The organism is Leifsonia lichenia (genome assembly GCF_054780215.1).
The window spans coordinates 452,969-466,849 of sequence record NZ_BAAGWT010000001.1 but is presented as its reverse complement, the minus strand read 5'-3'; the positions used below and the strand labels follow the sequence as shown (position 1 = coordinate 466,849).

Here is a 13,881-nt window from a genome sequence, read left to right as displayed (position 1 = left end):
CAGCGCCGCTCCTGGTTCCTCAGCCGAGGAAGTCGCGCACGACCGCGCTGACGAACGCCGGCTTCTCGGCGATGAGCCCGTGGCTCGCGCCTGGCACGATGCAGAGCTGGGCGCCGGGGATCGACGACGCGATCAGCACGCTGTGGTCCGGCCGGATGGAGTCGCGGTCGCCCGCCACGACCAGCACGCGCGCCCTGATGCCCGCCAGGTCGGCCGGGCGCAGATGCGGCTCGCTGGTCCAGAGCCGGAAGAGCTTGGCCAGCACCGCGTCCGCGTGCTCAGGGCCGTCCGGCGACAGGCGGTCGTAATGCTCGCGTTCCACGTCCGGCCCGGCATCGGTCTCGAGCGCCGACAGCACCGGGATGCCTTCGCTCTCCGGCGCCGTGGCGAAACCGGTCGGGTCCAGGTTGGCGCTGATGGCCACGAGCGAACGCACGCGCTCCGGATGCGCCATCGCGAGCATGAGCCCGATGATCGCGCCGTCGCTGTAGCCGACCACATCCACCGCGGAAAGGCCGTGCGCGTCGAGGTAGGCGACCGCTTCGGCGACGCCGCGCTCATAGCTGTACTCCTCGTCGATGTCGGCCGAGCGACCGTGGCCGGGACGCTCGAACGCGTGCACCAGGTGGTCGGCCGCCAGCGCGTCGGACGGGGCGCGCAGCGACTCGAGCGAGCAGAAGCCGCCGTGCAGGAAGAGCACGGGTGCTCCGTCGCCATCCCCGTCGATCTCGTAGTAGAGGTCGGCCCCGACGAGGCGGAGGTGTCCGGAGTCGCGGTGTGGCATGGGGATCAGCCTAGATGGATGCTCGGAGCCACCGCGCATCCCGCAGCCGCAGCCTGATCGTCCGCGCCTCGGGGCGCAGCGCGTGCGCGGGCCACACGTCCGGCCCGCACGCGCGCGAGCCCAGCCCGTGCTGTGCAGCGTCCACGATCAGCCGCGCACTCGTCGTCACCGGCAGCTCGTGGGGGTGCCGTGCTGTGGCGAGCTGCTGCGGCGTGTGCCTGCTCAGAGTGAAGCCGGGGAGGCGGCCGGCGGCATCCGGGATCGCCGTCAGGTTCAGGAGGGGGTTGCCCGCCACCGTCAGGGTCAGCCGTCGGAACGCGGAGCGGTGGCCGGTCTCCTGCGGTCGGGCGTATGCGACGTTCAGCTCGTCGACGGTCGCGGAGAAGCGGCCGACCCTGCCGGCGGCCAAGCTATCCGGGTAGGACTCCAGCGGGCCGAGGCCGAACCAGTCGGCGCCGTCGATCGGCGCGGCGGCATCCGGCAGGTCGAAGCCCACCCCGATGCGCGGCCACACCGTGTCCCAGCCCCGTGACGGCTCGATCTCGACGCGGAGGTCGACGCCGTCGTCGGCGATGGTCCAGGTGGTTTCCACCGTCACCCAGCGGGCGGAGTCCGCCGGCGCGACGCGGGAGATGGTGCGCAGCGCACCGTCCGCCGCCTCCACCGCCTGGATGCGCGTGGTCAGGCGGTCGAGTCCCTGGCGGCGCCACAGCTCGGCGTTCGAGACGCCGGGGATGCTCGCGTCACTGCCGTCGACGTCGTCGGAGCCGCCTTCGTCGTTGTCGGTCGGAGCGCGGAACAGTTCGAGCGCAGGGCCGGAGAGCGCGCGTCCCGCCAGGCGGACCAGGGCGCCGTTCTCGAAGTCTGCTTGGCCGAGGCTCAGCGTCCCGGCGCTCGGCCGCCACTGCGCTGCTCGGCGCGTCGGCGGGACGGCGAGTGGACGCCGGCGGGGGCGCGATCTGTCCACCTGCGCGAAGGCCACCGTGTGTCCTTCCGGCGCCCACCTGGTCGCGGAGGAGAGCGCGGCCTCCACCGTCACCCAGGTCTCCGCGTTCGCGGCGGCCTGAATGGTGGGTAGCGGCAGCACGGTCGTCTCGCCCGCGGCGATGGGATCGACAGGGAGAACACCGGATGCGATGACCCGGCCGTCGTGCTCCGCTCGCCAGAGGAAGCGCAGGTCGGACGTGTCGGCCGAGTGCCGCGCGTTCTCGATGGCGAGCGTGTCGCCGTCGAACTCGAAGCGGATCGGCTGCACCACAGCGGCGAACTCGTGCAGGCTCGGCATCGGGGTGTCGTCGCTGAGGATCATGCCGTCCATGACGAAGTTGCCGTCGTGGATGACCTCGCCGAAGTCGCCGCCGTATCCGTAGTACGGCGTGCCGTCGTCGGTGGTGGTGAGGATGCCGTGGTCCCGCCACTCCCAGACGAAACCGCCGTGCAGGCGCGGGAAGTCGCGGGTGAGCGCTTCGTACTGGTCGAGGGCGCCAGGGCCGTTGCCCATCGCGTGCGCGTACTCGCAGAGCAGGAACGGCTTGGTCCGCTGGCGCGCGCCTTCGCCTGGCGTGCAGTTCAGGAGCGGCGCGTGCGACCCGTCGGTGCCGATCGCGGTGGTCTCGGCGATCGACGAGTACATGCGGGAATACACGTCGGTGTACTCCCCGGCATGGTCGCCCTCGTAGTGCACCGGGCGGCCGGGGTCGCGATCGTGCACCCAGGCGGCCATCGCGGCGAGGTTGCTGCCGGTGCCCGCTTCGTTGCCGAGCGACCAGATCACGATGCTGGGGTGGTTCTTGTCGCGCTCGACGGTGCGCTGGATGCGGTCGAGGTATGCGTCGCGCCAGCGCGGATCGTCGCTCGGATTGCCCGCCCAGCCGAGCTTGTCGAAGCCGTGGGTCTCGAGGTCGCACTCGTCGATGACCCAGAAGCCGAGTTCGTCGGCGAGGTCGAGGAGGCGGGGGTGCGGTGGGTAGTGGCTGGTGCGGATGGCGTTGACGTTGAACCGCTTCATCCTGGCGAGGTCGGCGCGGGCGTGCTCCTCGTCGAAGACGCGGCCGCGGACGGGGTGGGTCTCGTGCCGGTTCATGCCGTGGAACACGACGCGTCGGCCGTTGACCAGGAACCGGTCCCCGACGATCTCCACCGTGCGGAACCCGAGGCGGAGGCTGATCTTCTCCGCGGCGTTGGACACCGTCGCGTCGTAGAGGCGTGGCAGCTCGGCCGACCAGGGCTCCGCCGCATCCACCACCGACTCCACCAGGTCGTCGGGAGTCGCCCAGACGGTCTCCACCCCCAGCTCGGGGATGCGCAGGGTCACCGGATACGCGGAGGCGTCCGCGGTCAGTTCCGGGCGGATGGTGCCGAGGCCACCGTTCCACCCGGTGCGCAGCCAGACGTCGTCGATGCCGCCGGCGGGACGGGCGAGCAGGGTGACGCTGCGGAAGATGCCGGGCAGCCACCACTGGTCCTGGTCTTCCAGGTAGGAGGCGGCCGACCACTGGTGCACGCGCACCACGATCAGGTTCTCGCCGGGATGCACGAGGCCGGTGACGTCGAACTCCTGCGCCGGGCGCGACCCGGCGCCCACGCCGGCCTCGGCGCCGTTGACCCACACCTTGTACATCGACTCGACCCCGTCGAAGCGCAGCAGCACCCGGTCGGCTGCGGCGAACGTGTCGGGCAGGGTGAACCGGCGGCGGTGGTCCCCGGTCGGGTTCTCGTCCGGGACGTGCGGCGGGTCGATCGGGAACGGGTACTGCACGTTCGTGTAGATCGGCCGCCCGTACGCGCCGTCGCCGTGCAGCACCCAGTGCGACGGCACCGGCAGGGTGTCCCAGCCGGTGTCGTCGTAGCCGGGAGCGGCGACGTCCTCGGAGACGGCGGCGGTGGGGGAGAGCCGGAACGCCCAGTCGCCGTCGAGCGAGAGCATCGGCGCGTCGGTGTGCAGCCACGACCGGGGTGCGGAACGCGCACCACGACCCGGCGCGGTGTCGGACAGATACAGGGGAGTGGTCACGGTGATGCTGCTTTCGCTGGTCAGCGGACGACGATGGTGCGCAGCTCCCACGGACCGAGCGCGAGCTCGACCGTGCCGGAGACCGTCGTGGTGGAGAGGACCCGACCGAGCAGGTCGACCGTCGTGACGTCGGAGAACGTCCCGGACACCACGGCCGTCGCGCCCGCGTTCGACATCGCGACGAGCCGAACCTCCGTGCCGCCATCCACCCGGCGGATGCTCGACACCTGCACACCGGCGCCGTCGACCGCGATGCCCGAGGCGACCGTGGGAAGCTCCGACCCCGCAGGAGCCGTGCCCCGCGTCACGAGCACGTCGTTGCGGAACGCATCGGCCAGCGCGACCGCATCCACGCCGTTCCAGCCGGATGCGGACGGCGCGATCGCGAAACGGTTCTGGATGCGCACGCCGAGGTCCTGCGCGCCGGGGGCCGCGATCTCGGTGGCGGCCGGTTCGTCGCGCAGTGGATGGATGTTGACGCTGATCGAGCCGACGGCGCGCAGCAGGGTGATCGCGAGCTCCGTTCCGCCGCCGACGACCTCGTACTCCGAGGCGTGATCTAGCAGCACGGTGGCGGAGCCCGCCGACACGAACTCGCTCGCCGGGAAGGTGGGAATCGGGAACTCGCCCCAGCCGCCCTCCGCCGTGAGACCGCGCTCGGTGACCGAGAACTGCCCGGCTGACGATGACGATGCCACGGTCTCCGGCAGCGGGACGTGGAAACGCAGCCGGTGGTCGGCCGACCGGTTCAGGAACGAGGTGGAGACACGCACGAACGGCTCGCCCGCGCGCACCTCGACCAGGGTCTCGACCGTGGTCGGCTCCGCCGATTCGTCACGGTGGTCGCGGTCGGACGAGAGCGCAGTTGGCCAGTGGTACACGCGGGTCACGAGCATCCGGGAGCGCAGGGGGCCGTCCTCGATCCGCTCGACGGAGAGCTCGGAGGGGGTGTCGACCAGGAGATCGTGCGCGGGCGGGGCGTAGTTGTAGCTGTCCCCGCGGTCGCCGCCGTCGACCAGGCGACCGACACCGCGCAGCACGGTGCCGTCGATTCCGACGACCTCCAGAGTGCCGTCGATGGCGACGGTCACCGAGACGATGCCGTTCGAGAGCGTCGCTCCGGTGGCGGTCGCGGGTCTGGTCGGAGCAGGAGCGGCGTCCTCCGCGCTCTGGACGATGCGGAAGGAGGCCAGCCCTGACGCCGGAACGCTGACCGGCACCAGCGCGGTGGCCCGCGCCTCCTCCAGGGTCAGCACGCGCCACTCGCCTGGGTGCGCTGCGGCCGCCGCAGCGACCTCTTTGCGAAGCACCAGCAGATCGAACTCGGCGGTGGCCGGCACCTCGGCGAGGTGGAAGACGAGCGAGCCCGCGCTGAGGTCGTAGTGGTCAATCAGCCGGCCGAACAGCTCGCGGCGGTGGATGCGGCGGAGCACGCGCTCGAGCTGGCTCGCATCCATGAACTCGTCGCTGAGCACCGTCGGCGCCTCCGACGTCACCTGCACCGGATGAACGGACCCGTCGGCCGCGGTCGCGGTGAGCACCGACCCGTCCGCCGGTGCGATCACGTCGACCTCGACCAGCGCGCTGCGCGGCGTCGGCAGCGTGTTCGCGACGAGATAGCCGTCGCTCGGGACGGCCGCTGCAGGCCGCGCGATGGCCGCATCCCGGACGGCGCGTGCCGCGTGCGTCGCCTCGGAGAGCCTGGCCTCGACCTGGTCAGACGTCTCGTCGGTGCCGGAGCCGACGACGGAGTCGTGCGCGGTCGACTCGATGATCTTGTGCCAGGCGAGCGACAGGAACGGGGCGTCGTCGCGCTCCGACCACAGCGCGTTGATGCGCTCCGCGTGGTCGATCGTGCGCTCCGCCACGGCCATCCGCTGCTTGAGCGCGAGCCGCACCGAGAGCACGCCGGGCAGGATGTTCCCGCGAACGTGGCTGCGCAGTTCGCCGTCAACGACGGCCGAGACCTCGTCGCGTACGTGGCTGCGGATGTACTCGTCCAGCGTCGCGACGGTGATCGCCCGCTCCTGGCTGGATGCGCGGCGAAGCCACGCGGCGAGCTGCGGGTCCGGTGCGTTGTGGTCCGTGCCCGCCATCGCGAGCACAGGGTCGTTGCCCCAGCGCTCGACGGTCATCTCCGCATAGTCGCCGAGCGCCCGTCCGATCTGGTCGGGGACGAGCAGCACGTCGAGCCCGTTGTCGTAGCCGTCGAACAGGAACTCGGTCCGCACCTCCGACCCGTCCGGCGCCCTCCAGCGGAAGGCGTGCCCGTCGACCGACCCGGGGACGCCGCGCCACAGGGCAGCGTGCTCGATGCCGGCGCGCGCGAGGATCTGCGGCATCTGGGCAACGTGCCCGAACATGTCGGGCAGATAGCCGATGGGCATAGAGCCGCCGAGGTCGCTCGCTGCCGCCCATCCCATCTGCAGGTTGCGCACGATGGTCTCGCCGGAGCAGAGGAATTCGTCGAGCAGGATGAGCCAGGGCCCGATCGCGAGCTGACCGTTAGCGACGAGGGCGGTGACGCGCCCGCGGTTCTCCGGGCGCATCTCCAGGTAGTCCTCGATGGCCGCCATCTGGCCGTCGACCGTGAAGCGGAAGCCCGCATCCGCCTCTGCTGTCTCCAGCACCGTGTCGAGCGCGGCGACGAGCCGGTGACGGAACACCTGGAACGGCTCGTACCACTCCCGGTCCCAGTGGAAATGGGGAACGAAGACGGCGGAGTTCTGCATAGCGATGGGGGACCTTCTGGTGCGAGAGGAGACGGGGGACGAGCGGGAGGTTCTGCGCTACTTGAGGGAGCCGGAGGCGAGGCCGGTGCGCCAGAACCGCTGGAGCAGGATGAATACGATGATCACGGGGATGATCGACACGAGCGATCCTGTGATGACGGACTCCTGGAGGAGCGAGACGCGGGCGGTCTGCCCGTTCCACTCGTAGAGGCCGAGGGTGATCGGGAAGAGCGACTCCTTCTGCAGCATGACCATCGGCAGGAAGAAGTTGTTCCAGATTCCGACGAACTGGAACAGGAAGATGGTCACGAGTGACGGCGTCATCAGCTTGAACGCAACGGAGAAGAAGGTGCGGAACTCGCCGGCGCCGTCGAGACGCGCAGACTCGATGATCTCCTCCGGCACGGCGGCTGCCGTGAAGATCCTGGCCAGGTAGACGCCGAACGGGCTGACGATGCTCGGCAGGAACACCGCCAGGTATGTGTTCACGATTCCGGTGGCGGAGAACAGCAGGAACAGGGGGAGCGCAAGCGCGGTCGTCGGCACGAGCACGCCGCCGAGGATCACCGAGAACAGGAACTCGCGACCGCGGAACCGGAACTTGGCGAGCGCATACCCGCAGAGCGCCGAGATCAGCGTGCCGACCGCTGCGCCGAGCACCGCGTAGATGACGCTGTTGATCGCCCACTGCCCGAAGATCCCGTTGCTGCGCCCGAACAGGGTCCCGAGGTTCGTGAAGAGGTCGAAGTGGGAGAACCATAGGCCGAAGGTGGAGGCGAGGTCGCCCTGGGGTTTGGTCGCTGCGACGATCAGGAAGTAGATCGGCAGCAGGAAGTAGATGGCGAGGAGGAACATCAGCGCCATCGCCGCCGTGCGGCTGACGCGGCTTTCGCGGATCGAGGTCGGTGTGCTCACAGTCCCGCCTTCTTCGAGGTCAGTCGCATGAAGCCGAAGCTCAAGACGAAGGTGATGAGGGCGATCACGACGGAGATCGCCGCAGCCTGCTGATAGTTGTTCCCTGAGGCGACCGCGTAGGCGAGCATGTTCGGGGTGAAGGTGCTGGAGATGTTGGAGGAGATCTGCCGCAGCACGGCGGGCTCTGCATACAACTGGAGCGTTCCGATGATCGAGAACACGGTGGTCAGGATGATCGAGGGCGCGATGATCGGCACCTTGATCTGCCAGGCGATGGCCCAGTTGGAAGCGCCGTCGAGCTTCGCGGCCTCGTAGAGCTCCTGCGGGATGGACTGCAGGGCGGAGAACATGATGAGCATGTTGTATCCGGTCCACAGCCAGGTGGAGACGTTCGCCGCCGACCAGAGCACGGCGCCGGGGCCGAGGAAGTCGGGCTGGAGACCGATCGCCTTGAGCATGTCCACGATAGGGCTGAGCTGCGGCGAGTACAGGAACGACCACATGATCGCCGCGATGACGCCGGGCACCGCGTACGGCATGAACGCCGAAATGCGGAAGAACGACTTCAGTTTGAGGAGCGGGGTGTCGAGCAGCAGCGCCATGATGAGCGCCACGAACAGCATCACGGGCACCTGCACGATGCCGAACAGCGCGATGCGCCCGATGCTCGCCCAGAACTCGGTGTTCTGGAAGACCTGGATGTACTGCTCGAAGCCGCCGAAGGTGGTGTACGACGTGCCGTACTGGCCGCCGGTGCGGCGGACGACGAGGAAGCTCTGCCAGATCGCGTAACAGATCGGCACGAGGTAGAACAGCACGAACGGCAGGAAGAACGGGACGAGGAACGCGACGATGGTGCCCACCCGGGGGCCGCCGCCGTTGGGACGGCGACGGCTCCCGGATGCTGCCACCACGCGGGTCGCGCGGGTTGCGATGTCAGTCATGCGATGTTCAGTTGCCCGCCACAGCCGGGATCGCCTGGTCCTTCATGGACTTGAGTGCTGCGGACTGGGCGGAGGCGAGCGCGTCGTTCAGCGTGCCGCTGCCCGCGGCGGCCTTGGCCATCGCATCCTGCAGTGCCAGGTTCACGGTCTTCTGGGTCGGTCCCCAGGTGAAGCTGGTGTCGATGTTCTTCGAGGAGTCGGCGAACACGTCGAAGATCTTCTCGTTGTTGTAGTACGGGACGCCTTCGGACAGGGCCGGGAGCTTCGAGCCGGCGACGGCCGCGGGGTAGAGGCCGCCGAGCTTGTTCTCGAGGGCGAGCGCCTCGGGGTCGGAGTTCAGCCATTCGTTGAATTTGACCGACTCGTAGAGGTGCGTGTTGCCCTTCATGAACGCGACGGTCGAGCCGCCCCAGTCACCGGATGCGGGGCTCGAGCCCCAGGTCGGCATCGGCACGATCGACCACTTGCCCGCCTGGTCGGGCAGGTTGTCGCGGAACATGCTGTAGCCCCAGGCAGCGCCGACGTAGCTGGCGACCTGATTCTGCTGGTACGCGGCGTACATCGGCGTGGAGCCGTTGGCGAGGTCAGTGCGGACGAGTTTGGCGTCGATGAGCTTCTGCCAGTAGTCGGCGACCTGCTTGCTCTTGTCCGACTCGACCGTCACGTGCCATTTGTCGCCGGAGTACTTGTACATGTCGGCACTGTTCTGCCAGAGCAGGCCGTTGAACCACTCGGCGTTGTTCGGGTCGAAGAACGTGATGCTGAGGTTCGGGTCTGCTGCGTGCAGCTTCTGCGCGTCGGCCGCGTACTCGTCCCAGGTCTTCGGGATCTCAAGGCCGTGCTGGCTGAAGATGTCGCTGCGCACGTAGAGCGCCATCGGGCCGGTGTCCTGCGGGAAGGCGAAGACGCCGGTGCCGCCGAAGCTCGCCTGCGACCAGGTCCACGGCACGAACTTGTCCTTCGCATCCACAGCCGCCTTGCACGACGAGACGTCGACGAAGGCGTCCTGCGTGCGCAGGTCCGGCAGTTCGTCGTAGCCGACCTGCGCGAGCTCTGGCGCCTTGCCGGCCTTGAGCGCGTTGCCGAGGGTGCCGTACTGGTCGTTGGAGATGTTCTTGGTCTGGACCTGGATGTCCGGGTTCTTCTTGTTCCAGAGGGCGACCACCTGGTCCATGCCGGGAACCGTGTTCCAGTACTGGATGGTGACCTTGCCCTTCGCCGGTTCGCAGGAGGCGGCGGAGGCGTCACCGGACGGTGCGGGGGACGAGCACGCGGCGAGGACGGCGATGCTGGCCGCCGCCGCGACGACGGCACCCGCGAAGCGGATGCGCCTGACTGTGTTGCTCATGTTTTCCTTCCAGAAAACGTCCAGCGGCACCGCTGGACGGGTCGACATTGACCCCTCGGGCACGGGGGTTCGGAGAGTGCCTTCGGGTTGGAATGGACGGGTATCACCGGCGGGTGGATCGAGAGCCGATCGCCGCGGCAGGAATTAGCAAATCATATTTTCTAATTGCCCGCAACACTATGTGAGGACAAACATCCTGGACTCAGTCGGCTGCCAGCAGCAGCGCGGAAGGACGAGGAGAGAACGTGTTGTCGAGCACCAGAGTCGCCGCTCCCACCGCCGCCACGTCCACAGGGATCGCCGATTGCGCGAACCGCAGAGGATGCGGGGGAATCAGCGCAGGATCGGAGCGCACCGCATCCGGGAGCGCAGCCAGGATGGTCGGCGAGATGCGAGCCCAGAACGGGCCGCCGAAGATGATCTCGTCGATGTCGAGCAGGTTCACGATCACCACGACGGCGCGCGCCAGCGAACGGGCTGCGTCGGTCAGGATCGCCTCCGCGTCGTCGTTCCCCGTGGAGGCGAGGGTGGCCAGGCGGGTGAACGCCGCATCCACGTCGTCCATGTCGTCCGGATCGCCCGCTTCGTCGGCCGAGAGGACGCCGTCCAGCACCGCGCGTTCCACTAGGGCGCGCGGCACGGTGATGTAGCCGACGCAACCGCGCCGCCCGCAGGTGCAGATCGGGCCGTCAGGGTCGACCGTAATGTGCCCGGCGTCTCCCGCATTCGAGCTGATGCCGCGCACGACCTCGCCGGACACCGACAGACCTGTGCCGAGACCGGTTCCGTAGTACATGAACGCGAAGTCCCTGCTGCTGCCCGGCTCGGCGAACCACAGCTCGGCGACGACGGCCGCTGTGGCGTCCTTTTCGAGCAGCACCGGCAGTCCCGTCGCCTCCGAGAGCGAGCGCCGCAGGGCGACGCGATGCCAGTTGGGCATCATGGGCGGGTTCAGGACCACGCCGTCCTCGACGTTGATCGGCCCCGGCGACGCGATCCCGATGCCGAGGATGCGCGAACGGTCGACCGCAGACCCGGCGATGAGCGCCTCGATCGCCTCCGCCATCTCGCTGATCACAGCACTCGCGTCGCCGGCGGTCGGGGTGCCGGTGCGCGAGTGGTCGCGGATGGCGCCCGACAGGTCCACGAGCACGTACGTGACGGCGGCCGGGTCGATGTGCACGCCGACCGCGAACCCGCCTCCCGGGTTCAGCTTGACGACGGCGGCCGGTTTGCCTGGCCCGCTCATCCGGGTGCCGTGCTCATCGACGAGTCCCGCATCCAGCAGCCGTCGGCACACCTTGGTGACGGTCATGCCGCTGAGGCCGGTGAGCGACGCCAGCTCGGAACGCGTGATGCCCTCCGGCCGCCGGCGGATGGCGTCGAGCACGACGGTCTGGTTGTACTCGCCGACGGCGGGCAGGTTCGTCCCTGTGCGATCCACCATCCGGCCTCCCCAGTTGCAAGCTTCCCGAAAGCCTACCGGGGTTGACGTGAGCGGCAGCGTCGCGCTTGCACCGCATCCCAGTCAGCCGAACGCGCCCAGCGCCCTCCGATACCCGGCGCTGTCGGCGCGCGTCTCCGCCGTGACCAGCAGCGCGTTGCCGCCCACGGTGCGGGTGTAGTCGCCGCGGCTCGGGATGACCACGACCTCGGTCAGGCCGCCAGATGGAACGTGTCCGCGAAGCGGTCGAGGAGGTCGCCCGGCCCGCGCAGCACCTCGACGACGCCCGTGGCGATGGCCAGCTCGGGGCGCAGCTCGCCCGAGATCAGGCGGTGGATGTCGGGACCGGCCGCGAACGCGAGGTCGGCAGGTCCGTCCCCGCGCCGCACGTCGAGGGCGGATCCGTCCACGCGGATGAGCAGTTCGGCCTGACCGAACCTGGCCGCGTATCCCGTCGCCGGCAGGCTCTCCGCCACCGAGGGGCGGAACGCCGTGCGGAGCGTGATGGTCATCGAGTCCGGCGTCACGATCTGCTCCTCGCGCGGGTCGCCCATCGCCTTGAACCCCCAGGCGCTGAGGGCGAGCACCACCGGTTCGAGCTCGCGGCCGTACGGCGTCAGCTCGTAGACGATGATGCGCGACCGCGGCGCCCGGCGGATGATCCCGGCCTCCTGCAGCTCCTTGAGCCGCGCGGCGAGCACGTTGCTCGGGATGCGCGGAAGACCGGCGGCCAGTTCGCCGTAGCGCCGCGGCCCGACCAGCAGGTCGCGGACGATCAGCAGAGCCCAGCGCTCGCCGATAAGCTCCAGGGCGCGGGTGACGCTGCAGTACTGTCCGTAGTCGCGCGCGGCCATCGGACCTCAGGCCTGCTGCTGGTTCGCGAACGCCTCTGGGCCCTGGCTGGCGGCGACGGGATCCATCCAGCCGAACTCGAGGAGGTTGCCGTCCGGGTCGGAGAGCTGGCGCTGGTACATGAAGCCGTAGTCGGCAGCGGGGCGGCCCTCTGAGCCTCCGGCGGCGAGCCCGTCTTCGACCGCCTTGTCGACCTCGGCGCGGCTGTCGAGGAAGATCGCGGTCGAGACCGACGGGGCCTCGGCCGGGTTGCCGATCGGCAGGTCGGTGAAGGTCTGGAAGTAGTCGCGCACCAGGATCATGAAGTAGCTGTGGTCCTCTTCGACGACGACGCACGCGGCGTTGTGGTCGGTGAACAGCGGGTTGATGCGGAACCCGATGGCCTCGTAGAACGCCTTCGCGCGCTCCAGGTCGGTCACGGGCAGGTTGACGAACATCCCGGTCATGGTGGTCTCCTTGCGTCGGTGTGGTGTCGGAACAGTGCTAACACTTGCAAAAAACAAGTGGCACGTCAAGACCCCCTCGACCGATCAGCGGGACGCCATCGTGTAGAGCACGGACAAGGGAGGCACGGTCGTCGCGACCGCCACCTCGGCGAGAGACTGCGTTCCCGCATCCAGGTAGCCGTGCTGGGCCATGTGATCGCGGTAGAGCTCGGCCCGCACCCGCTCCGGCACGATCCTGCTCCACGCGGTGGAGGTGATGTCGTCGTTCCAGGAGGAGTGCAGGATGGGCGCGTGGCCGGTCACCGGCAGCAGGCCCGTCTTGGCGTTGCCATCGGCAGGCAGCACCCGGGCGCCGAAGCCGGGCGCCCGGGGGTCGAACCTGCTCGCGCGGCCCAGTCGCGCCTCCATGTCCGAGGCCGCCTCCGCCGCGTAGACGGCGCGGGCGTGGAGGTCGCCCGCGGTCGGGATGCGCTCCTCGATCCCGGCAGACCCGAGCATCACGAAGGCGGTGACGCCCAGGTCGGCGTCTGCGAGGGCGTCGGCGGCCATCGTCGTCCCGTACGAGTGCGCGACGACGTTGAGCGTCGGAACGTGCCCGAACCGCGCGGCGCTCAGACCCCTGATCGCTTCGATCAGCAGCGGCGCTCCGTTCGCTGCGTAGTCCCCGAGCGCGGCGTCGATTCCCACGGGAGGCGCGGCGTACCCCATCCACGCGATCACCGACCTGTGGTCGGATGCGCCGGCCTCCCCCTGTGCGTTCCAGATGTTCTGCGCCGCCAGCGTCCAGAGCTGCATGTCCGTCGTGTACGTTCCCATCCCTGGCACAGCCCAGGTGACCACATCGGCGGTGTCCGGGTTGCCGACCGCGATCGCCGCGGTCGGCTGAACGTCAGGGACGAACTCGACGAGGTAGCGGTGGGCGCCCCCGCTCGCCCGCAACGCGTTGCGGATGGCCACGTATGAGCTGGCGCGAACGGCCGCTCCCCGATCCCGCGGATGTGTGCGCACGTCGTGCTCGGCCGACGCGAGCTCGGTGGCGAGTTGCCGACGGTTGGCCTTGTCCCGCAACGAATACGGCAGCCCGTCCGCATTTCCGACGAACGCCGGGATCACCCGCTCGAGTCCGCGCCTTTGTGAGGCGGGCAGTGCATACCAGCCGCTGCGGAAGTGCTTGGGGTCGGAGTTCGTGAGTTCGAGCAGCTTGTCGGGATGCGCGGTGAGGAAGGCGTCCAGAGCTGCGCCCTCGAGGTGGGCGAGGGTGTTGAGCACCCGCACAGTGGACGCCGACCCGCGCGACGGGGCGACGACGACGGCCACGGCTGCGATCACCGCGCAGATGGCCACGATCCCGGCGCGGCGCGCGACGCTCGACCGTCTGCGTGAGGCCAGGCGCATCCCTCGCC

10 protein-coding genes are annotated in these 13,881 nt (G+C 69.3%); all 10 read right to left on the bottom strand.

All coding sequences use genetic code 11. The annotated features are described in order from the left end of the window. Nucleotides 1–19 precede the first annotated feature (19 nt). The 10 genes from ACYVGI_RS02185 to ACYVGI_RS02140 all read right to left on the bottom strand — a co-directional run bounded on the left by ACYVGI_RS02185 (nt 20) and on the right by ACYVGI_RS02140 (nt 13,873). A complete protein-coding gene (locus ACYVGI_RS02185) occupies nt 20–784 on the bottom strand; it encodes an alpha/beta fold hydrolase (RefSeq protein ID WP_460631019.1) in 765 nt (254 codons plus the stop codon). A 10-nt stretch (nt 785–794) separates the two neighbouring features. Further along, a complete protein-coding gene (locus ACYVGI_RS02180) occupies nt 795–3,797 on the bottom strand; it encodes a glycoside hydrolase family 2 TIM barrel-domain containing protein (protein ID WP_460631018.1) in 3,003 nt (1,000 codons plus the stop codon). Between the two features lie 20 nt (nt 3,798–3,817). Then, nucleotides 3,818–6,529 (bottom strand): glycoside hydrolase family 38 N-terminal domain-containing protein, encoded by a 2,712-nt coding sequence (locus ACYVGI_RS02175; RefSeq protein ID WP_460631017.1) that lies wholly within the window; start codon nt 6,527–6,529, stop codon nt 3,818–3,820. Nucleotides 6,530–6,586: 57 nt separating this feature from the next. Further along, nucleotides 6,587–7,444 (bottom strand): carbohydrate ABC transporter permease, encoded by an 858-nt coding sequence (locus ACYVGI_RS02170; protein WP_460631016.1) that lies wholly within the window; start codon nt 7,442–7,444, stop codon nt 6,587–6,589. Then, entirely contained in the window at nt 7,441–8,388 is a 948-nt protein-coding gene (locus ACYVGI_RS02165) for a carbohydrate ABC transporter permease (protein ID WP_460631015.1), read from the bottom strand. Before ACYVGI_RS02165 ends, ACYVGI_RS02170 begins: the two co-directional genes overlap by 4 nt. A 7-nt stretch (nt 8,389–8,395) precedes the next feature. Then, complete coding sequence (locus tag ACYVGI_RS02160) at nt 8,396–9,736, bottom strand: ABC transporter substrate-binding protein (RefSeq protein ID WP_460631014.1); 1,341 nt, start codon at nt 9,734–9,736, stop codon at nt 8,396–8,398. Nucleotides 9,737–9,938: 202 nt separating this feature from the next. Further along, on the bottom strand, nt 9,939–11,183 hold the full coding sequence (locus ACYVGI_RS02155) for an ROK family transcriptional regulator (RefSeq protein ID WP_460631013.1): 1,245 nt from the start codon (nt 11,181–11,183) through the stop codon (nt 9,939–9,941). Between the two features lie 209 nt (nt 11,184–11,392). Then, nucleotides 11,393–12,034 carry a winged helix-turn-helix transcriptional regulator gene (locus tag ACYVGI_RS02150; RefSeq protein WP_460631012.1) on the bottom strand — a complete coding sequence of 214 codons (642 nt, stop codon included), beginning with the start codon at nt 12,032–12,034 and terminating at the stop codon, nt 11,393–11,395. Nucleotides 12,035–12,040: 6 nt separating this feature from the next. Continuing rightward, nucleotides 12,041–12,478, bottom strand: a complete 438-nt coding sequence (locus tag ACYVGI_RS02145; protein WP_460631011.1) for a VOC family protein — start codon at nt 12,476–12,478, stop codon at nt 12,041–12,043. A gap of 84 nt (nt 12,479–12,562) precedes the next feature. Continuing rightward, nucleotides 12,563–13,873: an alpha/beta hydrolase gene (locus tag ACYVGI_RS02140; RefSeq protein ID WP_460631010.1), complete on the bottom strand. Its 1,311-nt coding sequence runs from the start codon at nt 13,871–13,873 to the stop codon at nt 12,563–12,565. Between the last annotated feature and the right edge of the window lie 8 nt (nt 13,874–13,881).